Origin of the sequence: Sphingomonas sp. (assembly GCF_042091075.1) — a bacterium.
Classification (GTDB): Bacteria; Pseudomonadota; Alphaproteobacteria; order Sphingomonadales; family Sphingomonadaceae; genus Sphingomonas.
On the sequence record NZ_JBELIE010000004.1, the window covers coordinates 1 to 24,163 of the forward strand.

A 24,163-nucleotide genomic window follows, 5' to 3' on the forward strand; every position below is an offset into this window, starting at 1 on the left:
AACGTCGCCAATCTGGTGCCGCCGTTCGAGACCGGCGGCGGGTTGCACGGCGTATCCGCCGCACTGGAATTCGCGGTCACGGTGCTCAAGATCGATGAGATCCTGGTGCTCGGCCACGGCGCGTGTGGCGGCATCAAGGCCGCGCTGTCGGGCGACCTGAAAGGCGCGGAGCCTGGCCATGGCGGCTTCGTCGCCAACTGGATCAAACTGCTCGACGACGCGCGCGAAAAGGTCGTTGCCGAACATGGCAAGGGCGAGGAAGGCCAGTCCGCCCTCGAGCAGGAAGGCGTGCGCACGTCGCTTGCCAACCTGATGACGTTCCCGTTCGTGAAGGATCGCGTCGAAGACGGGTCGCTCACGCTGCACGGCGCGGTGTTCGCGATCGCCGACGGCAAGCTGCGCGTGTTGCAGGAGAATGGCACGTTCGAGCCGGCGTGATGAAAGAAGGGCGGACCGGCGCACGCGCCGGCCCGCCCTGCCTTTACAGGGGCGACGGCGATACGATCAGCCGGCGTCCTTGGGCGTCTCTGCGGTCACCCGAATGTTCAATTCCCGCAACTGCTTCGCGCTGACGAAGCTGGGCGCACCCATCATCAGATCTTCCGCCTTCTGCGTCATCGGGAAGACGATCACCTCGCGGATGTTCGGCTGATCGGCCAGCAGCATGACGATACGGTCGATCCCCGGCGCGGAGCCGCCGTGCGGCGGTGCGCCATATTTGAAGGCGTTGATCATCCCGGCGAAATTCGTGTCGACGTCCTGCTGGCTATAGCCCGCGATCTCGAACGCCTTGTACATGATCTCCGGACGGTGATTCCGGATGGCGCCCGATGACAGCTCCACACCGTTGCAGACGATGTCATATTGATAGGCCAGAATGTCGAGCGGGTCCTGGTTCTCCAGCGCCGTCAGTTCGCCCTGCGGCATGCTGAACGGATTGTGGCTGAAGTCGATCTTCTTCGACTCCTCGTCATATTCGAACATCGGGAAATCGACGATCCAGCAGAATTCGAAGCGGCTCTCGTCGATCAGCCCGAGTTGCTCGGCAACGCGGGTACGCGCCAGCCCGGCGAGCTTGGCGGCCTGTGCCTCCTTGCCCGCGGCAAAGAACAGCCCGTCGTCAGGCCCAAGGCCGAGCGCATCGGCCATCGCCGACATCTTGGCCTCGCCGTGATTCTTCGCGATCGGACCGCCCCATTCGCCGCCCTTGCGCGTGGCGTAGCCCAGCCCCGCAAAGCCCTCCGACTGCGCCCAGGCGTTCATATCGTCGAAGAACTTGCGGCTCTTGTCCGCGGTGCCCGGTGCGGGGATCGCGCGCACCACGTCGCCCGCCTCGACGATCGACGCGAACCGGCCAAACCCCGAGCCGATGAAATGCTCGCTGACGTCGCTGATCAGGATCGGGTTGCGCAGGTCAGGCTTGTCGTTGCCGTATTTCAGCATCGATTCGCGGTACGGAATGCGCTTGAAGGGCAACGGGGACACGGTCCTGCCCTTGCCCTGCCAGTCGGCGAATTCCTCGAACACGCCGTGCAGCACCGGCTCGATCGCGGCGAAAACGTCGTCCTGCGTGACGAAACTCATCTCGAAATCGAGCTGGTAGAATTCACCCGGCGAACGGTCGGCGCGCGCGTCCTCGTCGCGGAAACAGGGCGCGATCTGAAAATAACGGTCGAAGCCGGCGACCATCAGCAGCTGTTTGAACATCTGCGGCGCCTGCGGCAGCGCATAGAACTTCCCCGGATGGACACGGCTGGGGACCAGATAGTCACGCGCGCCCTCGGGCGAGGAAGCGGTCAGGATCGGCGTCTGGAATTCGGTGAAGCCCTGGTCGACCATGCGGCGACGGATCGACGCGATCACCGCCGAGCGCAGCATGATATTGGCGTGCAGCTTCTCGCGCCGCAAATCGAGGAAGCGGTTCCGCAGGCGAATCTCCTCGGGATATTCGGCATCACCAAACACCGGCATCGGCAGTTCGGCGGCAACGCTCTGCACCGTCGCGGCGCGGGCATAGACCTCGATCTCGCCGGTCGGCAGGTTCGGGTTGATCGTCGCTTCCGAGCGACGCTTCACCTCGCCATCGATCGTCACCACCGATTCCACGCGCAGCCCGTCCAGCAACGCCAGCGCCGGCGAATCGCTATCGGCGACGATCTGCGTGATCCCGTAATGATCGCGCAGGTCCACGAACAGCACACCGCCGTGATCGCGCTTGCGATGCACCCAGCCCGACAGGCGGACGCCAGTACCCGCGTCGGAGGCGGTGAGCGCGGCGCAATGATGGGTGCGATAGGCGTGCATGGATCTTCTCTGTGTTTCGTCACCCCGGCGAAGGCTGGGGTCTGGGGGGTAACGCGCCCGCTGGGTATTTGTGACCCCTGTTTTCGGTGGGGTGACGGCCCCGGGGGCGATAGCGCGCCCTCCCCTGTCCGAACCCTCTTTGTCAACCCGCCCGCGCCGGTATAAGGGCGGAACCTTATGCACGTTCACCCCCTCATCACCGACAGCGCCACCCTCGCCAATCTGTGTGCGCGCCTCGCCGACGCGCCCTTTGTGACGGTCGACACCGAATTCATGCGCGAAAGCACCTATTATCCGGAGCTTTGCCTGATCCAGATCGCCGACACCGAGGAAGCCGCGGCGATCGATCCCATGGCTCCCGATCTGGACCTGTCTCCGTTGCTGTCGCTGCTGGTCGACAATGAGGATGTGCTGAAGGTCTTTCATGCCGGCGGGCAGGATCTAGAGATCATCTACAATCTGACTGGCAAGACCCCCCACCCGCTGTTCGATACGCAGGTGGCGGCGATGGCGCTCGGACAGGGCGAGCAGATCGGTTACTCCAATCTGGTCGACAGCTGGCTGGGCATCCAGATCGACAAGGGCGCGCGCTTCACCGACTGGTCGCGCCGGCCGCTGGACCAGCGACAGGTCGATTATGCGATCGGCGACGTCACCCATCTGTCGCGCATTTTCCCCAAGATGCTCGAAAGGCTGAAAAAAACCGGGCGCGGCGCGTGGCTCGACCAGGAAATGGAGCGGCTGGGCGATCCCGCCAATTACGCCAATGATCCCGATAGCGCGTGGAAGCGCGTGCGCATCGCCAGCCGGAAGGCGGACGTTCTCGGGCGACTGAAGGCGATCGCGCGCTGGCGTGAACTGGAGGCGCAGGCGAAGGATCTGCCGCGCGGACGGATCGTCAAGGACGAAACGATCGCGGATCTCGCCGGGCATCCGCCGCGCAAGCAGGCCGATCTCGCCAAGGTCCGCGGCCTGTCCCAAACCTGGGCGGGGAACGACATCGGCGCGCGGCTGATGGCGGCGATCGAGGCGGCGAAGCCGTTGCCGGACGAGGAACTGCCGCCGCGCGACGATCGCAAGCCGGGACTGGGCAAGGAAGGCGCACTGGTCGCCGATCTGCTGAAATTGCTGCTCAAGATCCGCGCGCGCGACATCGATGTCGCGCCACGCCTGCTGGCACGCGGCGACGAGCTGGAGTTGCTCGCGGCGGGCCAGCGACAGGGGTTGCAGATCCTGGAAGGCTGGCGTTTCGATCAGTTTGGGCATGATGCGCTCGACCTCGTCGAGGGTCGGCTCGGCTTCGCGGTGCAGAACGGCCGGCTGAAGATGACCCGCGCCGAGGAAAACGCCGCGTGATGCGTGTCGCGCCGTTGCTGGCGTTGCTGGGCGCCGCTTGTGCGCCGATCGCCGCTGGACCTGCCGGAACATCATCGGCAGCGCGATGCGATGCCGATCGCGCGCAATCACTGGTCGGGCAACCCGCGAGCAACAACAGCGGCGAGGCGAAGCGCCTGAGCCGCGCGGCGACCATCCGGCAATATGTGACGGGCTCGCCGGTGACGATGGACTATCGCGCGGACCGGCTGAATATCGAAACCGACGCCAGAGGGATGATCGTCAAGCTGAGCTGCGGTTGAAGCGCTGGCCGGGGCGAACACGCCGCCTCACCCCAGCGCAGCGCTCAATCCCATCTGCATCGCCAGTAATCGATGCCGCTTCTGTACCGCTTCACCATACAGGCCCGCGTCACCGGGCGCGAGGTGAAGACGCAGCGCCTCGCCGTCGATCGCCAGCGAAGAGCGTTGCAGCGGCCCGGCGATCCCACCGCTCAACCGCTGCCCCAGCCGGATCGCCAGACCCCATTGCATCGCACGCCGCAGCGCCGCCTCACCCGCCAGTCCGGTCAACGGCGGCGGGCTGCTGAGCGCGCCGCCAAGGCTGGTCCACAGAGCCTGCGCCAGCAATGCGCGACCGCGCCCGTCGATGCCGACCCAATTGCCGTGCAGCGCCACCTCCAGCCCGCGCTCGGCGCGGAACTCGGGATTGGCGCGCCAGCCCACATCGGCCAGCAGGCACGCCGCGACGCGCACCCGCGCGTCACCAGCCCGATCCGCGAAAAGCGGCGCGATCCAGCGATCGAGCAGGTCGCCATGTTCCGGGAACCGGCCGCTACGCCGCCCCTCGTCGCGCGCGGCGGCGATCAGCGGATCCTGTGCACGTTCCTCCGGTGACAGCGCGCCGAACAGCAGCCCCTCGCGCAACCCGAAGGCGGAGACGATCGTGCCCGTACTGCGAAGGTGCTTCAGCAGCACCGAAAGCAGCGCCGCCGCGTCACCCAAAGTCGGGATACGACCGCTCGACAGGCCAACGACCGCCTTCAGCCGCGCCTTGCCCACGTGCGACAATGTCCGCCGCAGCCGCGCGATCGTGGCGGGCGACATCGCATATTGGTGGATCACCGGCAGCGGGTAGCGCGTCACGTCCATATCGAGCCGCGCCAGCCCGCGCCACGAGCCGCCGACCAGATACAGCGGCAATCCGCGCCCCGCCCCGATCCAGCCGGTCGCCGCAAGCGCTTGCTCCACCGCCCGGTCGAGGCGTCCCGCATCCCGCAGCGCGGCGATGCGCAGCACCCCGAACGGGAAAGACGCGCACGCATGCACCGCCCCGTCCTTCACCCGCACCAGTTCCAGCGATCCGCCGCCCAGATCGCCGACGATTCCGTCCGCATCGGGAATACCGGACAGCACCCCCATGCCGGCGGCGATCGCTTCCTGCTCACCGGGCAGGATCTCGACCCGCAGGCCGGCCCGCTCCGCGATCGCGATCAGTTCCGCGCCGTTGCTGGCATCGCGCACCGCGGCGGTGGCGACGGTACGCAGATCGTCCACCTCCATCTCGCGCGCCAGCGTGGCGAAGCGGACGAGCGCGGTGCGCGCCATCGCCATCGCGGCGTCGTCGATCGTCCCCGACGCGGCCAGGCTGCTGCCCAGCCCGGCCAGCACCTTTTCGTTGAACAGGATCGCGGGCAGCCGCCGTGGTCCCTGATACACGACCAGCCGGATCGAGTTCGATCCGATGTCGATGATCGCGGTGCGCGGATCGGTCACGGGCATATCCACCGCTCGGGCACGGCGCAGCGGCAACAACGTCACTGCTGGCTACGGCGCAGCGACAGGACCGGCACTTCGCCGCCGGCCTCCAACGCGGCCCCACGCCCCGACAGCGAGGGATTGACCATGAAATAGCGGTGCAGGTTGAAGCCTTTGCTATCGCCGGGCGTGGTGCGGACATAGCTTCCGTCGGGTTCCAGCTCCCAGCTCTGCTCATTGTCGATCAGGTTGGCGACCATCACCTGATCGAGGATCTGGTCGTGAACGGTCTCGTTCGTGATCGGCAGCATATATTCGACCCGCCGGTCGAAATTGCGCGGCATCCAGTCCGCCGAGGAGATATAGACGATCGCGTCGTCGTTCGGCAGCGCCGCGCCATTGCCGAACACCGCGATCCGGCTGTGCTCCAGGAAACGCCCGACCACCGATTTGACGCGGATATTATCCGACAGGCCCGGCACGCGCGGTTTCAGGCAGCAGATGCCACGCACGATCAGATCGATTTCCACCCCGGCGTTGCTGGCATCGTACAATTTCTCGATGATCATGGGATCGACAAGCGAATTCATCTTCGCCCAGATCGCGGCGGGGTGCCCGGCGCGCGCATGGGCGATCTCGTCATCGATGCACGCCATCAGCTTCTTGCGCAGCGAGCGCGGGCTGAGCACGACCTGCTCCATATCCGCAGGCTCCACATAGCCGGTGATATAGTTGAACATCCGCGCGGCATCGCGCCCGACCGCCGGATTGGCGGTGAAGAAGCTGAGATCGGTATAGATCCGGGCGGTCACCGGGTGATAATTGCCGGTGCCGAAGTGGCAATAGGTGCGGAACCCGCCGCCCTCGCGCCGCACCACCATCGCCACCTTGGCATGCGTCTTCCAGTCGATGAAGCCGTACACCACCTGCACCCCGGCGCGCTCCAGCGCGCTCGCCCATTGCAGGTTCTGCTCCTCGTCGAAGCGCGCCTTCAGCTCCACGACGGCGGTCACCGCCTTGCCGTTTTCGGCCGCGGCGATCAGCGCGCTGATGACCGCCGATTGCTTGCCCGCGCGATACAGCGTCTGCTTGATCGCGACGACATCGGGATCGTTCGCCGCCTGTTTCAGGAAAGCGAGCACCACATCGAACGTCTCATAGGGATGGTGGACGACGATGTCCTTGGATCGGATCGCCGCAAAGCAATCGCCACCAAATTCGCGAATCCGTTCCGGGAAACGCGGCGTGAAGGGGACGAATTTCAGGTCCGGCCGATCCTCATCGGCCAGCAGCGCCAGATCGCCGATGCCGAGGAAGGAGCCGCTTTCGGTGACGATCGCATCCGCCCCACCCAGTTCGCCGCGCAGCACCGATGCCAGCGTCTCCGCCATGCCGGTTTCGAGTTCCAGCCGGATCACGCGCCCGCGCCGCCGCCGCTTGATCGCATTGGCGAAGTAGCGGACGAGGTCCTCCGCCTCTTCCTCGATCTCGATATCGCTATCGCGCAGCACGCGGAATTCGGCCGCGCCGACCACGTCATAACCGGGGAACAGCGCGCCAGAAAAACGCTTCAGGATCGATTCGATCGCGATGTAACGTGCGGGGTCGCCCGGCAGGCGCACGAACCTGGGGATCGCCGCGGGCAGCATCACAAGCTCGCGAATCGGCTCCTGGTCTGACCGGCGGATCAGATCGAACATCACCGCCATGCCCTTGTTCGGCATGAACGGGAACGGATGCGCGGGATCGAGCGCCTGTGGCGTCAGGACCGGGAAAAGCTGTTCGTGGAAATGCGTTTCCAGCCACCGGCGCTGCTCCGTATCCAGCGCCGCGTCGATCGCACGGTGGCTCAACACCGAAATGCCCGCCTCCGCCAGCTCATGCCGGATATCGCGCCATACCGACTGCTGGCTGTCCATCAGTGCGTCCGCCTCGGCGACGATGCCGGCAAGCTGCTGCCCCGGCGTCAATCCGTCGGCCGAGCGCGCGTCGACGTCGAGCGTCTGCTGCCCCTTCAGGCCGGCGACGCGCACCATGAAGAATTCGTCGAGGTTGCCGCCCGAGATCGCGAGGAAGCGCAACCGCTCCAGCAACGGATGCGCGGGATTGCACGCCTCCTCCAGCACGCGGCGGTTGAACGCCAGCCACGACAGCTCGCGGTTGAAATAGCGACCGCCGTCGCGATCCTGGAAGGGATCCAGCGCGTCGTCGGCGTCGAGGCGCGCCATCTTCGGCGTTCGGGTCATGGGTTCCTTTCGCGTTGGTCGATCAACGTCGCGTGATCATCAGGAGTTTCGCCCGTCAAGGTCTCCCGCGCCAGCGGGATCGACAGGCGGCGCCGGCCAGCCAACGCCGCCTGGTCAAGTCTATCGATCGTCGCGATGACAGCGGCATGACTCCGCTCCGCCCGCGCGACCAGCCAGGCGATCAATTCCGGCCGGGCGTCAAGACCCCGGCGTGCGAAGCCATGCTCGAACAGCGCGGTCATCAACGCATCGTCGGGTGGTCCGATCCGCGCCGATGGGCTCGCCATCAGCCGCGAGCGCAGGTCGGGCAGTGTCACCGCCCAGGCGGGCGGAACCTCGTCCGCGATCAGCAGCAGCGGCGCAGCGCGCTCCTGCGCGGCGTTCCATGCGTGAAACAGCGTCGCCTCGGGCAACGTCGCGGCATCGTCGATCACCGTCGCCTGCGCGCGAGTCGCGAAAATGCGCCCCAGCAGACTGCGCCCCGAACGGGCTGGTCCGGCGAGGATGGCGGTACGCACCGGCCAGGTGGCCCAGCGATCGAGCATCGCCACCGCCGCGCTGTTCGACGGGGTGACGAGGAATTCGGCGTCGCGCGCGTCGGCGGCCCACGCCAGCGGCAGCGCGATCTGGGTCATCCCGTCGGCACTCCTGCCGGACGCGGCTCGGCAACGGGTGCGCGACGGATGCGGATCGTCGTGCCGTCACCGAACACCTGCCAGCCGCGCGCTTCCAGCGCGGCGCGGAACGCCTCGGGCGGGCCGGCATAGCCCACGCTCATCAATGATACGCCGCCCAGCGCCAGACTGGTCGTCGTCGCATTGCTTACCCCCGGCACGCCACGCAATGCACCCTCAATACTGGTCACCGCGCCCACGTCAGGCGTGTCATATTGCACCGTGATCGTACTGCCGATCACCGGCGTGGCCGACAGATCATCGATCAGATCGCCGACATCGTCGGTGGGCACGGGCTCGGCGATCGGCATGATCGGATTGAGCCCCGTATCGGCGACCAGATACCCGCCACGCAGCCCGTCCTGATAGGCGGCATCGATCCGCTTGACCGCCTCGTCGAACAGCGCGGGAATGCCAGATGCGTTGCTGACGCGTAGCGTGAAGCTGCGCAGCAGGCGATTGTCGGGGCCATAGCGCGCCTCGAACACGCCGATCACCGGGCCGCCGGGCCATTGCCGGTGGAGTCGCACCGTCGGCGTCAGAACGTCGCTGCCGCCATATTGATCGATGATCGCACGCCACCATGCCCGATCGGGGCGCTGGGTCTGGCCGACGTTGAGCAGCAGCGAGTCGGGACCGGTGCCACTCGGACGGATATAATCGATCGTGCTGTTGCCGGTACGGTAGCGCGCCCACGCCTCCTGCCACAGGGTACGCTGTTCGAACACGGTGCCGACCCCGGTGGAATATTGCACCGGCAGCACCACGAACGGCGGCGAACGCGACACGAAGCTGGACACACCGAGCAACGCCGAGGTGCGCGCGCGATCGAACAACACGCCCAGCCGAGCGACATAGCGGGTCGGCCCGATCTGTTCCCCTTCGATCACGATCGACGACACGATCGAATCCAGCGTTCCGTCCGAAACCCCCGCCCCGCCCGCGCCAAGCCGCTGAGACAGCTGGACGAACGCCTTGCGCTGCGCCTCGCGCCAGCCCGCCAGCCGCGCCGCATCGGCATTGGCGCCGATGGTATCGACACTGATTCCGGCAACCTCGAAATCGTTCGAGCTGTCGACCGCGGCGACGCCCCGGTCACCACCCTCGATCTGCGCGATCACGGCGGCGGTGCCGAGCGCGGCGACCAGTACGGCGGCCATGGCCCCGGCGAACGGAAGGATCGGAAGACGGCGACGCATGTCGCGCGTCTTTTGACGAACCAGACGTGGAAATCCAAGCACGATATGGCTAACCGGCGCTGATGAGCACCGATGGACGCAACGAACCCTACACCTATGAGAGCGCCGGCGTGTCGATCGCGGCGGGCAATGCGCTCGTCCGCGCGATCGCGCCGCTGGCGCGGGCAACCCGTCGCGCGGGCGCCGATGCCGATCTGGGCGGGTTCGGCGGCTTTTTCGATCTGAAGGCGGCGGGCTTCTCCGATCCGTTGCTGGTGGCGGCGAACGACGGCGTGGGCACCAAGCTGAAGCTGGCGATCGAATGGGATCGTCATGCCGGGGTGGGCATCGATCTGGTCGCGATGTGCGCCAACGATCTGATCGTGCAAGGCGCCGAACCGCTGTTCTTCCTCGATTATTACGCGACCGGGAAGCTCGACAACGCGATCGCGGAGAGCGTCGTCGCCTCGATCGCGGAAGGCTGTCGCGCCGCCGGTTGTGCGTTGATCGGTGGCGAGACCGCGGAGATGCCGGGCATGTACGCCGACGGCGACTACGATCTCGCGGGCTTCTGCGTCGGCGCGGTCGAGCGCGGCGACGTGCTGACGGGCGCCACGATCGCGGCGGGGGATGTGATCCTGGGTCTGGCGTCGTCGGGCGTCCACTCCAACGGCTTCTCGCTCGTGCGTCGGCTCGCCGCCGACAAGGGCTGGAAGCTCGATCGCCCGGCGCTGTTCGATCCTGATACGCTGCTGATCGATCATCTGATGGCGCCGACCCGCATCTATGTCGCGGCGCTGTTGCCGTTGCTGAAGGCGCATCGCATCAAGGGCCTGGCGCATATCACCGGGGGCGGATTGCTGGAGAATATTCCGCGCGTGCTACCGGCTGGCGCGCATGCGGTCATCGACGCGGACGCATGGCCGCAACCGCGATTGATGGCCTTCCTCCAGGCGCAGGGCGGGATCGAGCCGGAGGAGATGGCGCGCACCTTCAACTGCGGCATCGGCATGGCGGTGGTGGTCGCGGCGGACGAGGCCGAGGCGGTCGCGGCGGCCCTGACCGACGCTGGCGAGACGGTTCACCGGATCGGTCGTGTCTACGCTGGCGCACGCGGTTGCACCGTAACCGGCGGCGACGAGACATGGAGCGCGCGCGGCGGCTGGACCGCGACGCATACCGCATGAGCGCCGCGCCAGCACGGGTCGCGGTGCTGATTTCCGGCCGTGGATCGAACATGCAGTCGCTCGTCGCTCGGCAGGGCGATGCCTATCGCATCGTGCTGGTCGCCTCCGACAAGCCCGAAGCGGCGGGGCTGGCCTGGGCGCGCGATCAGGGGCTCACCACCTTCGCGCTGTCGCCGCGCGGGATCGGAAAACCCGCCTATGAGGCCGCGATCGACGCGGCGCTGCGCGACGCTGGTGCGGAGTGGATCGCGCTCGCGGGCTATATGCGGTTGCTGTCGGACGAATTCGTCGCGCAATGGCGCGGGCGTATCGTCAACATCCATCCCTCGCTGCTGCCCCGCTACAAGGGTCTCGACACCCATGCCCGCGCGATCGCGGCCGGCGATGCGTCGGCGGGCTGCTCGGTGCATCTGGTCACCGAGGAGCTTGATGGCGGCGAGGTTCTGGGACAGGCGGAAGTGCCGATCCTTCCCGACGACACCGCCGACACGCTGGCCGCCCGCGTGTTGGCTGAGGAACACCGCCTCTATCCCGCCGTTTTGGCGGAGGTGGTGAGACGATGACCGATCAACTCGAACGGATACGCGCGATCGCGCTGCTGCTCCCCGAAGCGGAGGAGCGGGTGAGCCACGGCCAGCCCACGTTCTTCGTCGCCGGTCGGCAGTTCGCGCAATTGCGTGACAATCATCACGGCGATGGCCTGATCGTCGTGTGCGTCCGCACCAGCGGCGAAGACGAACAGGCGATGCTGCTGGAAGCGGCCCCCGATACCTATCGCAGACCCGCCTATCTCGGCCCGCAGGGCTGGGTCAGCGTCAACCTGGCCGGGGAGGATGTCGACTGGGCGCTGGTCGAGGATCGCATCGCGCGCAGCTGGGAACTGGCCGCCCCGCGGCGCTTGCTGGAAGCCGGCGGGCGATGAGCGAGACCAGCGAGGCGGCCACCCGCCGCCGCTGGGTGACGCTGGCGGAGGCGATCGCGGTCGCTGGCCTGCTGATCGGGGCGCTGACGCTTTGGCTGAACTGGTCCGACAAGCGCGACGAGCGGGCCGCTGCCGCCGCCGCGCGCGAGGCTTCCCGGAGCGAGCGCACGCGCGTCGACTTGGTCGGCAGCGCGCAGGACGACGGCCGAACGCTGACGCTGCGAGACGAACGGCACGATCTCAGCGAGGCGACGATCGTCTTTCCACGCCCTGTCGGCATACCAGCGCAACATCCGTCGGGCGACCCGGTCATCCAGGCGGCGTGGTTCGCGCATGAACTGCTGACGATGACCGACGGCGGCCCGGATACCCGGACCGGGCGATTGCCGGTGCTGATCACGGTGCATTTCATCGATGGCGATACGCCCCGGAACGCGACTGCGATCTATGACATCATATGGCGGATCGACGGGCGCATGCTGCGCGGTCGTGAGGTGAAGCTTGAAGGGCTGCGATTGCGCGAGCGCTGCGGCGATCAGGCGGCCCTCGACGCGCTATGGGCGCGACTGAAGCCGTAAACGACATTCGTTTGCGTAGGGATCGCGCTACACGTCCCGCGCGTAGACGCGATCGTCGCACCAGGTCGCCCCCACCTTGAATCGCCGCTCCGCCACGACGGCGAAGCCCTGGCGCTCGTAAAAGGCCCGTGCGCGGACGTTATCTGCGAACACGCCCAGCAACATGCGCCGCGCACCGGCGGCGCGTGCATCCGCCAGCGCCTGGGTCATCAGCGCCGCGCCCAGCCCGGTGCCGCGCGCCGTCGACAGAGTGTAGATACGGCGCAGCTCGATATCGCCGTCGCGGGTGTCGCCAACCTCCTCCGGCGGGGTCAGCAAGCTGTAGCCGACCGGCGCCCCGCCGACCGGATGTTCGGCCAGCGTAAGTATGCAGCGCGGATCGGCGCTCCACGCCGCGAAATGCTCCGGACGACTCTTCGCGGCCAGATGCGCGAGGATATCCGCGCCGGCCAGCACCCCGGCGAACGTTTCGAGGAAGCTGGCCTGCGCGACCAGCGCGACCGCGGCGGCATCGTCCGCCGATGCACGCCGCAGTCGCGAGATCGTCATTAGCCGACGATCTCGTCTGGCCGGAAGAAGTACGCGATCTCGATCGCGGCATTCTCGTCGGAGTCCGAACCGTGCACCGAATTCGCCTCGATCGACTCGGCCAGCTCCTTGCGGATTGTGCCCGGCGCGGCATTCTCGGGATTGGTCGCGCCCATGATGTCACGATTGCGCTGCACGGCGTTCTCGCCTTCCAGCACCTGCACGACCACCGGGCCGGATATCATGAACGAGACCAGGTCGTTGAAGAAGGGACGCTCCTTGTGGACCGCGTAGAAGCCCTCGGCCTGCTCCTTGGTCATCTGGATACGCTTCGAGGCGACGACGCGCAGGCCCGCTTCCTCCAGCATCTTGGTGACCGCGCCGGTCAGGTTGCGGCGCGTCGCATCGGGCTTGATGATCGAAAAGGTACGGTTCGCGGCCATGACGGTCACGGGCTCCTGATAAGGGATTGCGGAAGTGGCGCTCCCCTAGGCGCGGGCGGGGAGCGATGCAAGCTGCGTCACGATCCCGCCGCCTGCTCCCAGCGGCCGGCATCGTTCTGCTTCCAGTAACGCCGCTCGACACCGTCGCGCGTGGCGAGCGCCCTCCACGCGGCACGCGCCGCGACGATATGATCCTCGTCGAAGAAGTGAAACGCGCGATCGAATGCCAAAGCTTCGTCTCGCCATTCGCCATCGACCAGCGCGATATGGCGCGCGCCATTCGCTGGTGTGATCGCCCCCGCGATCAGGATCGGCTGATGCGCCGCGAGAACGGCGCCGTTGTCGTCGCCATCCGCCTCCGCGCGGCCGTGCGGCAGGAAACTGTCGGGCGCGTAGGTCCACAGCAGCCGATCGAGCGCCGCCTGCTGTTCCGCAGACGCCGCCACGACCAGCAGTCGCGCGCCCGATGCGACGACCTTCTCCGCGATCTGCGGCAGCGCGCGTTCGAGCGGCATGCGGGTCAGATGATAGAAATCGACCTTCATCCCGCTCTCCGCGCTGCCCGCCCGACCCTCAGGCTTCGCAGGTGTCGGCGATGAAGCGGTCGAGCACGCGGACGCCGTATCCGGTCGCCCCCTTCGCCCAGGTCGCGCCATCCTTGTCCGACCAGACCATGCCCGCGATATCGAGATGCGCCCAGGCGACGCCCTCCTCCACGAAGCGCTGGAGGAATTGCGCGGCGGTGATCGAGCCGGCGCCGCGCGGACCGACGTTCTTCATATCGGCGATCGGCGAGTCGATCAGCTTGTCGTAGGCGGGCGACAGCGGGAAGCGCCACAATTGGTCACCCGAGGCTCGCCCCGCCGCCAGCAATTTGTCCGCGAGCGCGTCGTCGTTGGCGAACAGCCCGCCGAACTCATTGCCCAGGCTGACGATCATCGCGCCGGTCAGCGTCGCCAGATCGACGATCGTCTTCGGCTGGTGGGTGCGCTGCACCCAGGTGAGGCAGTCGCACAGCACCAGCCGCCCCTCGGCATCGGTGTTGATGACTTCGACGGTCTGGCCCGACATGCTGGTGACGACGTCGCCGGGCCGCTGCGCATTGCCGTCGGGCATGTTTTCCACCAGCCCCATGACGCCGATCACATTGGCCTTCGCCTTGCGCTTCGCCAGCGACAGCATCGCCCCCGCGACCGCACCGGCGCCGCCCATGTCCCACTTCATGTCTTCCATGCCAGCGGCGGGCTTGATCGAGATGCCGCCCGTGTCGAACGTCACGCCCTTCCCTACCAGCGCGGTCAACGGCGCGTCACCACCCCCGCTCCACTTCAGCGCCAGGATACGCGGCGCGCGCGCCGATCCCTGATTGACGCCCAGTAGCGCGCCCATGCCCAGTTCGCCCATCTCACGCTCGGTGAGCACGGTCACCTCCAGCCCGAGGCCGTCCGTCGCGGCGACGACACGCTCGACGAACGACTCGGGATAGAGGATGTTCGGCGGCAGCGTCGCGAGCAGGCGAGCGAGTGCGACACCCGCCGTTACCGCCTCACGCGGCGCCCAGGCACTATCGTCGCCGACCACCGTCAGCGTCGCCAGCGTCGGCTTCTGCTTGTCGGACAGTTTGGTACGATATTCGTCGAACCGCCAGGCGCGCTGCGCCGCGCCCGCCGCGAAGCGCGCTACCGCGATCGGCTCCGCACCGCCGAGATCGGCGACCGCCTGCGTCACGCCAGACGTCAGCAATCGCGCGACCAGCGCACCGCCCGCCCGCTCGAACCCGGCATCGTCACCCGTGCCGACGCCCAGCAGCAGGAAGCGGCGGACCGCACCGTCGCTCGCGACGAACGCTTCCGCGACGCTGCCTGGCTCGCCCTCGAAACGCTGTCCGGCCACGGCGGCGGCGATCACATCGTCGGCACCGGCGACGATCCCCGCGGTCGGCGCATCCTTGCGGACGGCGATCGCGACGACGGCGGCATCGGCAGGGCGGGAGGCGGCAAACGCAATCTTCATGATCGTTCCTTAGTCTTGTCGTCCGTTCCCCTAGACCTCGACGCGTGGACTGGCAAAGCGTTGCAGCCGCGTGCGACCGATGCGATAGGGCCACGGCGCGCGACCGCCGGAAGCGCGCTCGAAAAGGGATGCGACAAGAGCGACGTGAGGCGTATCGAATTTCTTGCCGGATGCGCGCTGCCGCTTCTCCTGGCCACCCCGGCGGCGGCACAGTCGCTTCAGGATCGCGATCCCGGCTTGCTCGCGCCCGTTGATCCGGCCCCGGTCGATCCGGCGTCCCCGGCGCCCGCCGTGCCGGTCGTCACGCCTGCCACCGCGCCCACAGCCGAGGGAGCGGGCGAGGACCAGGTACAGTTCAGTTCCGATACGCTCGAATATGATTTCGACGCCGACATCGTCACCGCCACCGGGGCGGTGCGCATGACGCGGGAGGGCGATCGGCTGCGGGCCGATCGGGTCGTCTGGAACCGCAAGACCGGCAAGGTGGTGGCGAACGGCAATGTCGCGGTCACCAACCCCGAGGGCGATGTCGCTTATGGTGATTCGATCGAACTGACCGATTCGCTCAAGGACGGCGTCGTCGACAACATGCTCGTCGTCCTCGAACAGGGCGGACGCATGGCGGCGGTGCGCGGCACCCGCAATCAGGACGGTACGCTGTTCCTCGAGCGCGCGGTCTATTCCCCGTGCGCGGTCTCCCACAGCGACGGTTGCCCGAAGGAACCGACGTGGAAGATCACCGCGATCCGCGTCGTCTATCGTCCCCAACGCGAGCGTGTCTATTTTGATGGCGCCCGCATCCACCTCTTCGGTGTGTCGACCCCGCCGCTGCCGCGATTCAGCGTGCCGATCGGCGGGCGCGGCGATACCGGGCTGTTGACCCCCGGCTTCAACATCACCCGCCTCAACGGGGTGGAAGTGGTGCTGCCGGTCAACTTCGCGCTCGGCCCCGACAAGTCGCTGGTGGTGGCGCCGCATATCTTCACGTCCGAACTGCCGATGATCGAGGCGCGCTATCGCCAGCTCACCGAGCTCGGGGCCTTCTCGATCACCGGCTACGCGACATCAAGCCGGCGCAGCCGTGATCTGAGCGGAGGCTTCACGTCCGAGACCGAGCGCGCCTTCCGTGGCTATCTCGATGGCGTCGGGCGGTTCCAGTTTGACGAAAACTGGAGCCTGTCCGGATCGTTGCGGCTCGTCACCGATCGCACCTTCCTGCGTCGCTACGATATCTCCTGGGAAGACCGGCTGCGCAGCACGGTCTCGCTCGAACGGATCGACACCAACAGCTATTTCGCGATCAGCGGCTGGGCGGTGCAGACGTTGCGCGTCGGCGATCGTCAGGATTTGCAGCCCGTCGCCCTGCCCGAGATCGATTATCGCCGCCGCGTGCCCGATGCGCTGCTGGGCGGAACGCTGCAACTGCAGCTCAACACACTGTCGATCGGGCGCAAGTCCGGACAGGACACGCAACGCGCCTTTGCCAGCGCGCGCTGGGACTGGCGCGGGATCACCGTCGCGGGGCAGGAAGTGACGCTGACCGCCTATGCCCGCGGTGATGCCTACAACACTACCAATATCGCGGCGACGACGGTAGCGAGCTATCGCGGGCTCGAAGGGTTTCAGACGCGCGGCATCGCGGCGCTGGCGGCGGACGTGCGCTGGCCGTTCATCGGCGAGATGTTCGGTGGTTTCCAGCGCTTCTCGCCGCGCGTCCAGCTGGTCGTCACCCCGCCGACCCGCAATCTCGCCATTCCCAACGAGGATGCCCGGGCGGTCGACCTGGAGGATTCGAACCTCTTCGCGCTCAATCGCTTCCCCGGCTATGATCGTTGGGAGGATTCGAGCCGGATCACCTATGGCGCGGATTGGGCGCTCGACCTGCCGGGCGTATCGATCTCCACCAATGTCGGGCAGAGCTATCGCCTCAATGCACGCCCGTCGATCCTGCCCGACGGCACCGGACTGTCGGACCGGCTGTCGGATATCGTCGGGCGCACCAACGTCCGTATCGGTGATCTGGTCACGTTCACCCACCGCTATCGCCTCGACAAGAACAATCTGGCGGTGCGCCGCAACGAGATCGACGCGACCATCGGCTCACGGCGCACCTACGCGCAGATCGGTTATCTGCGGCTGAACCGGAATATCGATATCCAGGACTTGCAGGACCGTGAGGAACTGCGCGCCGGCGGCCGCGTGGGCATCGGTCGCTTCTGGTCCATATGGGGCTCGGCGCTGATCGACCTGACCGACCGTGAGGAGGATCCGTTGCTATCCGCGGCGGACGGCTTCACCCCGATCCGGCATCGCATCGGCGTCGCTTATCAGGACGATTGCGTCGATTTGGGCATCACGTGGCGCCGCGATTATCAGACGACGGGTGACGCGCGGGCGGGCAACAGCTATCTGTTGACACTTTCCTTCAAGAACCTCGGTCGCTAAGCCTCGGTTCAGCTGTCGTAGACCAGTCATCTTCCGCTCGTGAGACGAGCGCGGGCAACGGGATTTCGAGACAATCGTGATGACATATTGGAAAGGCGCGTCGCTGACCCGCCCCCTCGCACAAGCGGCGCTGGCGACGGCGCTGGCCCTGGGGATCGTCGGCTCCGGCATCGCGCAGACGGTCAGCGATCAATCGCTGCCCGACAATACCGGGCTGAACATTCCCGCCAACCTGCAGATTTTCGGCAAGCTTGATCCGAACATCCGCAAGGCCACCGCGATCGTCAACGACACCGTCATCACGCAAACCGACGTCGACCAGCGCGTTGCGCTGATCGCTGCGGCGAACGCGGTGAAGCTCAGCGACGAGGATCGCGAACGGCTGCGCTTCCAGGTGCTGCGCCAGTTGATCGACGAGACGTTGCAGATCCAGCAGGCCAAGACCGCCGATATCACGGTGTCGAAGGAGGAGCTCGACCAGAGCTACGCCCGCGTCGCCAAGAATTTTAATCGCACGCCGGAACAGTTCGCCGCCTATCTGCGCGATAGCGGATCGTCGGAACGTTCGATCCGTCGCCAGATCGAGGGCGAGCTGGCGTGGAGCCGTTACCTGCGCCGCCGCGTCGAGCCGTTCGTGAATGTCGGTGACGAGGAAGTGAAAGCGATCCTCGATCGACTGGAGCAGGCGAAGGGCACCGAGGAATATCACCTCAACGAAATCTATCTGGCCGCCACCCCGGACCGCGAGCAGCAGGTGTTCGCCAATGCGCGGCAGATTATCGCGGAACTCGGCAAGGGGCAGGCACCGTTCGCCTATTTCGCGCGCAACTTCTCCGAAGCCTCAACGCGCGGCGTCGGCGGCGATCTCGGCTGGGTGCGCGCGGCGCAATTGCCCGAATCACTGTCGAAAGTGGCGTTGAGCATGCAGGTCGGCCAGGTCGCCGGGCCGGTGCCGACACCGGGCGGCTTCTCGATTCTCTATCTGGTCGACAAGCGTCAGGTGTTGACCGCCGACCCCCGCGACGCGCGGCTGAGCCTGAAGCAGCTGACGATCAAATTCCCGCAGGGGACGACGCAGACGCAGGCGACCGCGCGCACCTCCGCCTTCGCGGCGGCGATCCAGAAGCTGCAGGGCTGCGGTTCGGTGCAGAAGGTGGCCGCCGGCCTGAATGCCGAGGTGGTCGATAACGATTCGATCCGCATTCGTGATCTTCCGCCACCGCTGCAGGCGATCATGCTGAAACTGCAGGTGGGTCAGGCGACCCCGCCGTTCGGCTCGCCGACCGAGGGCGTGCGCACGCTGGTGCTGTGCGGTCGCGACGAAGCGTCGAACGGCCAGTTGCCGGGCGCGGCGCAGATCCAGAGCCAGCTTGAACAGCAGCGCGTCAACCTGCGCGCGCAACAGGCGCTACGCGACCTGCGGCGTGATGCGGTGATCGAATATCGCTGATCCCGCCGCGATGCCGACGCCGCCCGCCCCGCCCGCCGCGCCGATCGTCATCTCGATGGGCGATCCGGCCGGGATCGGCCCGGAGATCATCGCGAAGGCGTGGGAAGCGCGCGGCGATCGCGCGCTCCCCCCGTTCGTCGCGGTCGGCGATCGTCGGGCGATCCGCGAGGTTTGGTCCGGCCCGGTCACGCCGATCACCGATCTGGCGAGCGTATCGACGATCTTCCCCGACGCGCTGCCACTGCTGACCGTCGCCGATGGCGGCGATATCGTGCCGGGCCATCCCGATGGCGACGGCGCGCGCTGCGCGCTGAGGGCGCTGGAGATCGCCACCGGTCTGGTGCGTTCGGGGGCCGGCCGTGCGCTGGTGACGGGGCCGGTATCCAAGGCACAACTCTACGACATCGGCTTCACGCACCCCGGTCAGACCGAATTCGTCGCCGAACGATGCGGCATCGCCCCCGACAATGCGGTGATGATGCTCGCCGGACCAGGCCTGCGCGTCGTGCCGATCACCACGCACGTGCCGCTGGCGCGCGTCTCGTCGCTGTTGTCGGTCGATCTGATCGTCGCGAAGGCACGTGCGACCGCACGTGGGCTGAAACGCAATTTCGGAGTCGACCGTCCCCGCCTCGCCTTCGCCGGCTTCAATCCGCACGCCGGAGAGAATGGCGCGATCGGGCGAGAGGAGATCGAGGTGATCGCGCCCGCGATCGAGCAGCTTGTGGCCGAGGGGCTGGACGCGACCGGCCCCTATGCGGCCGATACGATGTTTCACCCGCGAGCGCGGGAACGCTATGACGCGGCGCTGTGCTGCTATCATGATCAGGCGCTGGTGCCGCTGAAGACGCTGTATTTTGATGAAGGCGTCAACATGACGTTGGGTCTGCCGATCGTACGCACCTCGCCCGACCATGGTACCGCCTTCGCGCTGGCGGGCCAGAATTGCGCGCATCCCGGCGCGATGATCGCCGCGATCCTGATGGCGGATGCGGCGGCGGCGCATCGTGCGCGGTGCGCCGTTCCATTGTGATCGATCCCGCCGCACTGCCCCCGCTGCGCGAAGTGATCGCGCGCCACGGGCTGTCCGCATCGAAAGCGCTGGGACAGAACTTCCTGTTCGATGCCCAGTTGCTCGGCCGGATCGCGCGCATCCCCGGTGATATCGCTGGCGCGGAGGTGCTGGAGGTCGGACCGGGGCCGGGCGGCCTCACCCGCGCGCTGCTGGCCCAAGGCGCCCGCGTCACCGCGATCGAGCGCGACCGGCGCTGTATCCCCGCCCTCGCGGAACTCGCGGCGGCCTATCCCGATCGCTTGCGTGTGATCGAGGGCGATGCCACCGAGATCGACGCGAGCAGCCTGTTCGAAGGGGCGCCGCATATCGTGTCGAACCTTCCCTATAATGTCGGCACGGCGTTGCTGATCGGCTGGCTGTCGTCGGAATGGCTGCCCTGGTGGCAGTCGCTGACGCTGATGTTCCAGCGGGAGGTGGCGGATCGTATCGTCGCCACCCCCGGCACCGATGCCTATGGCCGGCTCGCGGTGCTGTCGCAGTGGCGCAGCGCGGCGCGGATCGCGATGCCGGTGCATCGCTCGGCGTTCACCCCACCGCCGAAGGTGATGTCGGCGGTGGTGCATATCACCCCCCTGCCCGCTCCCGCGGGCGTGGCGCTGCCGGCACTGGAACGGCTGACCGCGGCGGCGTTCGGCCAGCGCCGCAAGATGCTGCGCCAAAGCCTGCGCGGCTTGCCGGGGGCATTGGCGGCGCTGGAGGCGGAAGGCGTGGAAGCGACACGCCGCGCCGAGACGCTCTCGGTCGCGGAATTCGTCGAGGTAGCGCGTCGTTTGAGCGCCTGACGTCGCGCTCGCGCCGGAGCGTCAGTCCTTCGCGGCAACCCCGACGGTGGTCGTATTTACCCCCACCTGCGCGGTCGTCACCGGCGGCCCCTTGGCGATCACCGTCGCCAGCGTCGTCGCCTGCGGACAGGCGCCCTTGCACAGGGTCTTCACGCGCGTGAGGTTCTGGCGCGCGCGCTCCACCGCGCCTTTCGCGACCATCGCCTCCCCCTGCCCGGTCAGCGCATCGATATCATTGGGCTCCAGCAACAGCGCCTCACGATACAGCCGGATCGCCTTGCCGGGCAGGCCGCGCGCTTCCGCGACACTGGCGAGCGCGATAAACGCCTGGCGGTTGCGCGGGTCGACCGTCACCGCTGTTTCGAGCAAATCGGTCGCACCGTCGAGATTGCCCGCCGCCTGGGCAGCCTTGCCTTGCTGCAGCAGCGCGAGACTACGCGCGTCGATCTGATCGTCGGGGCGCTGGCCGTGAAGCGAGGTCGATATCGACACCAGCGCAAGCGAGGCGGCGATGGCGACCGGGGTGAAACGCATGAACGGCTCCAACTTCGACACGATCGTCATGGATTAGCACGCGGCGATCAGGCGTGCGACAAAAAAGCCGTCCGTCGCGTCGTGCGCCGGGGTCAGCCGCATTCCCTGCCCGCGCGCCCGGCCAAGGGGCAGCGCCGGCATCTCGACACGCCAGCCGGGATGGGCAGTGAGGAACGCATCGACCTGGGCGGGGCCCTCGGCATCGAGCAGCGAACAGACGATATACACCAACGCCCCACCGGGGCGAACGCAGCCGGCGCCGATCGTCAGCACATCGCGCTGGGTCGCCGCGAAGCGCTCCAGCCGCGCCGGATCGAGCCGCCAGCGCGCTTCGGGATTGCGTCGCCACGTGCCCGTTCCCGAACACGGCGCGTCGACCAGCACGACGTCCGCCTGGACATCGCCAAGCGCCGCCGCTTCCCGGCGCGGATCGAGCAGGCGCGTTTCGACGATACCCACCTCTGCCTGCGCCGCCCGCGGCAGCAGTCGCGACAGACGGGCGCGATCGACGTCGCTCGCGACGATCCGTCCCTCGTTGCGCATCATCGCCGCCAGCGCGAGCGTCTTGCCGCCCGCGCCGGCGCACAGATCGAGCACGGTCATGCCCGGTTCGACACGCGCCGCGAGCGTCACCGCCTGGCTGCCCGCATCCTGCACCTCGACCACGCCCGCCCAGCGCGACACGTCCGCACCAGCCGGCAGGCGCCATGCATCGGGCAGGCCGGGGACCGGCTGCGCATCGGGCAGAGCGGGCGGATCCGCGCGCAGCCGGTTGATACGCACATCGAGCGGCGCGCGCTCGATCAACGCCGCCTGTTCCACCGCGTCCAGCCCCGACGCGGCCAGCGCCGCCTCCAGCCACGCCGGATGCAGGCCAGGCGCCGCGCGAGGTTCATCCCCGATCGGTGCCGGTCCGTGCGGGGAGCCGTCGAAGGTCGTCGCCAGGATGGGATCCTCGTCGGCGAGCGTCAGCATCGCTGCGCGCCCGTTGGCCGGGCGCTCGCCCAGTCGCCGGATCGCGGCATAGACCAGCTCGCGCACCGCCCGCCGGTCCTTCGATCCGGCGTAACGCCGCGTCGCGAAATAGCGCGCGATCAGCGTATCCGCCGCCGCCCCGCCCTCGCGCGCGGCGATGATGATCGCATCGAGCAGCTCGATCGCGGCCTGGGTGCGCGCGGCGGGCGTCATGACCGGTCAGCGGGTCGGGTAATTGGGCGCCTCGCGCGTGATCGTGACATCATGGACGTGGCTTTCCTTCAATCCGGCGCCGGTGATGCGAACGAAGCTGGCGCGCTGTTGCAGGTCCGCAATGGTGGCGGAGCCGGTATAGCCCATCGCCGCCTTGATACCGCCGACCAGCTGGTGGATGACATCGCGCGCCGGGCCCTTGAACGGCACCTGTCCCTCGATCCCCTCCGGCACGAGCTTGAGCTGATCGCGCACCTCGCCCTGGAAATAACGATCCGCCGAGCCACGGCCCATCGCGCCGACCGATCCCATGCCGCGATAGGATTTGTACGCCCGCCCCTGATACAGGAACGTTTCGCCCGGCGCCTCCTCGGTGCCGGCCAGCAGCGAACCGACCATGCAGGTCGATGCGCCACCCGCCAGCGCCTTGGCGAGATCGCCCGAGGTGCGCAGGCCGCCGTCGGCGATCACCGGCACGCCGGACTTGGCGGCCTCCTCGGCGCAATCCATCACCGCGGTGAGCTGTGGCACGCCAACCCCGGCGACGACGCGGGTGGTGCAGATCGAACCCGGCCCGATACCCACCTTGATCCCGTCCGCGCCTGCATCGATCAGCGCGCGCGTGGCGGCGGCGGTGGCGACATTGCCCGCCACCACCTGCACCGAATTGGACAGCTTCTTGACCCGCTCGACCGCGCGCGCGACGTCACGGTTATGGCCGTGCGCGGTATCGATGACGATCAGGTCACACTCCGCATCGACCAGCGCTTCGGTACGATCGAACCCCTTGTCGCCCACCGTCGTCGCCGCAGCGACGCGCAGGCGGCCGGCAGCGTCCTTGGTCGCTTCGGGATACATCACCGCCTTTTCGATATCCTTCACGGTGATCAGCCCGACGCAGCGATAGGCCTCGTCGACCACCAGCAGCTTCTCGATGCGCCGCTGGTGCAGCAGGCGCCGAGCCTCTTCCTGCCCGACGCCGACCGAGACGGTGGCGAGATCGTCGCGGGTCATCAGCTCCGATACCGGCTGCTGCGGGTTTTCGGCGAAGCGCACGTCGCGGTTGGTCAGGATGCCGACCAGCTTGCCGTCGCGCTCCACCACCGGGATGCCGCTGATGCGATGCGCCGCCATCAGCGCCTGCGCCTGCGCGAGCGTCGCCTCCGGCGCGATCGTGATCGGATTGACCACCATGCCGCTTTCGAAGCGCTTCACCTGGCGCACCGCGGCAACCTGTTCCTCGACGGTGAGATTGCGGTGGAGCACCCCCAGGCCGCCCAATTGCGCCATGACGATCGCCATGTCCGCTTCCGTCACGGTATCCATCGCGGACGAGACGACGGGGATGTTGAGCGCGATCCCGCGCGTCAGCTGGGTGCGCGTATCGGCTTCGCCGGGAAGCACGTTCGATTCCGCCGGCACCAGCAGAACGTCGTCGAAGGTGAGGCCGAGGCGGATATCCATAGGGTGCCGAATCCTTGAGGGCGAGGAGTGGCGCGCCATGTAACCGCAACCGCCCCGGAT

Annotated in this window: 23 protein-coding genes; 11 read left to right on the forward strand and 12 right to left on the reverse strand. The window is 67.4% G+C overall.

All coding sequences use genetic code 11. The features are described from left to right. On the forward strand, positions 1 to 438 hold a 438-nt coding region (locus ACFDSW_RS00765; protein ID WP_375248360.1), incomplete at its 5' end, for a carbonic anhydrase. Positions 439 to 504: 66 nt separating this feature from the next. On the opposite strand, the gene aspS is transcribed toward ACFDSW_RS00765, so the two are convergent. Then, entirely contained in the window at positions 505 to 2,304 is a 1,800-nt protein-coding gene (gene aspS, locus ACFDSW_RS00770; RefSeq protein ID WP_375248361.1) for an aspartate--tRNA ligase, read from the reverse strand. Positions 2,305 to 2,481: 177 nt separating this feature from the next. On the opposite strand from aspS, the gene rnd reads away from it, so the two are divergent. Continuing rightward, positions 2,482 to 3,660 (forward strand): ribonuclease D, encoded by a 1,179-nt coding sequence (gene rnd, locus ACFDSW_RS00775; RefSeq protein WP_375248362.1) that lies wholly within the window; start codon positions 2,482 to 2,484, stop codon positions 3,658 to 3,660. Then, positions 3,660 to 3,941, forward strand: a complete 282-nt coding sequence (locus ACFDSW_RS00780; protein WP_375248402.1) for an I78 family peptidase inhibitor — start codon at positions 3,660 to 3,662, stop codon at positions 3,939 to 3,941. Before rnd ends, ACFDSW_RS00780 begins: the two co-directional genes overlap by 1 nt. Positions 3,942 to 3,968: 27 nt before the next feature. On the opposite strand, the gene ACFDSW_RS00785 is transcribed toward ACFDSW_RS00780, so the two are convergent. Genes ACFDSW_RS00785 through ACFDSW_RS00800 form a run of 4 tightly spaced genes read right to left on the reverse strand, consistent with a single transcriptional unit; the run spans position 3,969 to position 9,515 of the window. Beyond that, positions 3,969 to 5,414 (reverse strand): Ppx/GppA family phosphatase, encoded by a 1,446-nt coding sequence (locus ACFDSW_RS00785; RefSeq protein ID WP_375248363.1) that lies wholly within the window; start codon positions 5,412 to 5,414, stop codon positions 3,969 to 3,971. Positions 5,415 to 5,455: 41 nt separating this feature from the next. Continuing rightward, the gene (locus tag ACFDSW_RS00790; protein ID WP_375248403.1) at positions 5,456 to 7,624 is read right to left on the reverse strand and encodes an RNA degradosome polyphosphate kinase; all 2,169 of its coding nucleotides are present in this window, start codon (positions 7,622 to 7,624) and stop codon (positions 5,456 to 5,458) included. Positions 7,625 to 7,638: 14 nt separating this feature from the next. Beyond that, entirely contained in the window at positions 7,639 to 8,277 is a 639-nt protein-coding gene (locus ACFDSW_RS00795) for a chromosomal replication initiator DnaA (RefSeq protein WP_375248364.1), read from the reverse strand. Next, entirely contained in the window at positions 8,274 to 9,515 is a 1,242-nt protein-coding gene (locus tag ACFDSW_RS00800) for a heavy-metal-associated domain-containing protein (protein ID WP_375248365.1), read from the reverse strand. The genes ACFDSW_RS00795 and ACFDSW_RS00800 overlap by 4 nt, the downstream gene beginning before the upstream one ends. A 62-nt stretch (positions 9,516 to 9,577) precedes the next feature. On the opposite strand from ACFDSW_RS00800, the gene purM reads away from it, so the two are divergent. The 4 genes from purM to ACFDSW_RS00820 are packed head-to-tail and all read left to right on the forward strand — an operon-like array spanning position 9,578 to position 12,181. Then, positions 9,578 to 10,681 carry a phosphoribosylformylglycinamidine cyclo-ligase gene (purM, locus tag ACFDSW_RS00805; protein ID WP_375248366.1) on the forward strand — a complete coding sequence of 368 codons (1,104 nt, stop codon included), beginning with the start codon at positions 9,578 to 9,580 and terminating at the stop codon, positions 10,679 to 10,681. Next, a complete protein-coding gene (gene purN / locus ACFDSW_RS00810; protein WP_375248367.1) occupies positions 10,678 to 11,244 on the forward strand; it encodes a phosphoribosylglycinamide formyltransferase in 567 nt (188 codons plus the stop codon). Before purM ends, purN begins: the two co-directional genes overlap by 4 nt. After that, a complete protein-coding gene (locus ACFDSW_RS00815) occupies positions 11,241 to 11,603 on the forward strand; it encodes an MmcQ/YjbR family DNA-binding protein (RefSeq protein WP_375248368.1) in 363 nt (120 codons plus the stop codon). Before purN ends, ACFDSW_RS00815 begins: the two co-directional genes overlap by 4 nt. Beyond that, entirely contained in the window at positions 11,600 to 12,181 is a 582-nt protein-coding gene (locus ACFDSW_RS00820; RefSeq protein WP_375248369.1) for a hypothetical protein, read from the forward strand. Before ACFDSW_RS00815 ends, ACFDSW_RS00820 begins: the two co-directional genes overlap by 4 nt. A gap of 27 nt (positions 12,182 to 12,208) precedes the next feature. On the opposite strand, the gene ACFDSW_RS00825 is transcribed toward ACFDSW_RS00820, so the two are convergent. From ACFDSW_RS00825 to ACFDSW_RS00840, 4 genes are all read right to left on the reverse strand, one after another. Next, entirely contained in the window at positions 12,209 to 12,730 is a 522-nt protein-coding gene (locus ACFDSW_RS00825; protein WP_375248370.1) for a GNAT family N-acetyltransferase, read from the reverse strand. Beyond that, a complete protein-coding gene (gene ndk, locus ACFDSW_RS00830) occupies positions 12,730 to 13,152 on the reverse strand; it encodes a nucleoside-diphosphate kinase (protein ID WP_375248404.1) in 423 nt (140 codons plus the stop codon). Before ndk ends, ACFDSW_RS00825 begins: the two co-directional genes overlap by 1 nt. Before the next feature lie 77 nt (positions 13,153 to 13,229). Next, entirely contained in the window at positions 13,230 to 13,697 is a 468-nt protein-coding gene (locus ACFDSW_RS00835; protein WP_375248371.1) for a DNA polymerase III subunit chi, read from the reverse strand. Positions 13,698 to 13,725: 28 nt separating this feature from the next. After that, the gene (locus ACFDSW_RS00840; protein WP_375248372.1) at positions 13,726 to 15,165 is read right to left on the reverse strand and encodes a leucyl aminopeptidase; all 1,440 of its coding nucleotides are present in this window, start codon (positions 15,163 to 15,165) and stop codon (positions 13,726 to 13,728) included. A gap of 144 nt (positions 15,166 to 15,309) precedes the next feature. Here ACFDSW_RS00840 and ACFDSW_RS00845 point away from each other — a divergent pair, with 144 nt between their 5' ends. The 4 genes from ACFDSW_RS00845 to rsmA all read left to right on the forward strand — a co-directional run bounded on the left by ACFDSW_RS00845 (position 15,310) and on the right by rsmA (position 20,917). Further along, complete coding sequence (locus tag ACFDSW_RS00845) at positions 15,310 to 17,610, forward strand: LPS-assembly protein LptD (RefSeq protein WP_375248373.1); 2,301 nt, start codon at positions 15,310 to 15,312, stop codon at positions 17,608 to 17,610. 79 nt (positions 17,611 to 17,689) lie between these two features. After that, positions 17,690 to 19,060: a peptidylprolyl isomerase gene (locus tag ACFDSW_RS00850; RefSeq protein ID WP_375248374.1), complete on the forward strand. Its 1,371-nt coding sequence runs from the start codon at positions 17,690 to 17,692 to the stop codon at positions 19,058 to 19,060. 10 nt (positions 19,061 to 19,070) lie between these two features. After that, on the forward strand, positions 19,071 to 20,093 hold the full coding sequence (pdxA, locus tag ACFDSW_RS00855; protein ID WP_375248375.1) for a 4-hydroxythreonine-4-phosphate dehydrogenase PdxA: 1,023 nt from the start codon (positions 19,071 to 19,073) through the stop codon (positions 20,091 to 20,093). Beyond that, positions 20,075 to 20,917: a 16S rRNA (adenine(1518)-N(6)/adenine(1519)-N(6))-dimethyltransferase RsmA gene (gene rsmA / locus ACFDSW_RS00860; RefSeq protein WP_375248376.1), complete on the forward strand. Its 843-nt coding sequence runs from the start codon at positions 20,075 to 20,077 to the stop codon at positions 20,915 to 20,917. Before pdxA ends, rsmA begins: the two co-directional genes overlap by 19 nt. A gap of 21 nt (positions 20,918 to 20,938) precedes the next feature. On the opposite strand, the gene ACFDSW_RS00865 is transcribed toward rsmA, so the two are convergent. From ACFDSW_RS00865 to guaB, 3 genes are read right to left on the reverse strand one after another with little or no spacing between them, the layout of a single operon-like run. Beyond that, positions 20,939 to 21,451: a tetratricopeptide repeat protein gene (locus ACFDSW_RS00865; protein WP_375248405.1), complete on the reverse strand. Its 513-nt coding sequence runs from the start codon at positions 21,449 to 21,451 to the stop codon at positions 20,939 to 20,941. Between the two features lie 33 nt (positions 21,452 to 21,484). Beyond that, the gene (locus tag ACFDSW_RS00870) at positions 21,485 to 22,639 is read right to left on the reverse strand and encodes an RsmB/NOP family class I SAM-dependent RNA methyltransferase (protein WP_375248377.1); all 1,155 of its coding nucleotides are present in this window, start codon (positions 22,637 to 22,639) and stop codon (positions 21,485 to 21,487) included. A gap of 6 nt (positions 22,640 to 22,645) precedes the next feature. Then, entirely contained in the window at positions 22,646 to 24,103 is a 1,458-nt protein-coding gene (gene guaB / locus ACFDSW_RS00875; protein ID WP_375248378.1) for an IMP dehydrogenase, read from the reverse strand. Positions 24,104 to 24,163 lie beyond the last annotated feature (60 nt).

Excerpts from the sequence above, each read along its gene's own strand:
- ACFDSW_RS00780 (WP_375248402.1), top strand. The coding sequence starts at position 3,660 with ATGCGTGTCGCGCCGTTGCTGGCGTTGCTGGGCGCCGCTTGTGCGCCG.
- ACFDSW_RS00790 (WP_375248403.1), bottom strand. The coding sequence starts at position 7,624 with ATGGCGCGCCTCGACGCCGACGACGCGCTGGATCCCTTCCAGGATCGC.
- purM (WP_375248366.1), top strand. The coding sequence starts at position 9,578 with ATGAGCACCGATGGACGCAACGAACCCTACACCTATGAGAGCGCCGGC.
- purN (WP_375248367.1), top strand. The coding sequence starts at position 10,678 with ATGAGCGCCGCGCCAGCACGGGTCGCGGTGCTGATTTCCGGCCGTGGA.
- rnd (WP_375248362.1), top strand. The coding sequence starts at position 2,482 with ATGCACGTTCACCCCCTCATCACCGACAGCGCCACCCTCGCCAATCTG.
- ACFDSW_RS00800 (WP_375248365.1), bottom strand. The coding sequence starts at position 9,515 with ATGCGTCGCCGTCTTCCGATCCTTCCGTTCGCCGGGGCCATGGCCGCC.
- ndk (WP_375248404.1), bottom strand. The coding sequence starts at position 13,152 with ATGGCCGCGAACCGTACCTTTTCGATCATCAAGCCCGATGCGACGCGC.
- ACFDSW_RS00870 (WP_375248377.1), bottom strand. The coding sequence starts at position 22,639 with ATGACGCCCGCCGCGCGCACCCAGGCCGCGATCGAGCTGCTCGATGCG.
- ACFDSW_RS00840 (WP_375248372.1), bottom strand. The coding sequence starts at position 15,165 with ATGAAGATTGCGTTTGCCGCCTCCCGCCCTGCCGATGCCGCCGTCGTC.
- ACFDSW_RS00865 (WP_375248405.1), bottom strand. The coding sequence starts at position 21,451 with ATGCGTTTCACCCCGGTCGCCATCGCCGCCTCGCTTGCGCTGGTGTCG.
- guaB (WP_375248378.1), bottom strand. The coding sequence starts at position 24,103 with ATGGATATCCGCCTCGGCCTCACCTTCGACGACGTTCTGCTGGTGCCG.
- ACFDSW_RS00825 (WP_375248370.1), bottom strand. The coding sequence starts at position 12,730 with ATGACGATCTCGCGACTGCGGCGTGCATCGGCGGACGATGCCGCCGCG.
- ACFDSW_RS00820 (WP_375248369.1), top strand. The coding sequence starts at position 11,600 with ATGAGCGAGACCAGCGAGGCGGCCACCCGCCGCCGCTGGGTGACGCTG.
- ACFDSW_RS00835 (WP_375248371.1), bottom strand. The coding sequence starts at position 13,697 with ATGAAGGTCGATTTCTATCATCTGACCCGCATGCCGCTCGAACGCGCG.
- ACFDSW_RS00815 (WP_375248368.1), top strand. The coding sequence starts at position 11,241 with ATGACCGATCAACTCGAACGGATACGCGCGATCGCGCTGCTGCTCCCC.
- aspS (WP_375248361.1), bottom strand. The coding sequence starts at position 2,304 with ATGCACGCCTATCGCACCCATCATTGCGCCGCGCTCACCGCCTCCGAC.
- ACFDSW_RS00850 (WP_375248374.1), top strand. The coding sequence starts at position 17,690 with ATGACATATTGGAAAGGCGCGTCGCTGACCCGCCCCCTCGCACAAGCG.
- pdxA (WP_375248375.1), top strand. The coding sequence starts at position 19,071 with ATGCCGACGCCGCCCGCCCCGCCCGCCGCGCCGATCGTCATCTCGATG.
- ACFDSW_RS00795 (WP_375248364.1), bottom strand. The coding sequence starts at position 8,277 with ATGACCCAGATCGCGCTGCCGCTGGCGTGGGCCGCCGACGCGCGCGAC.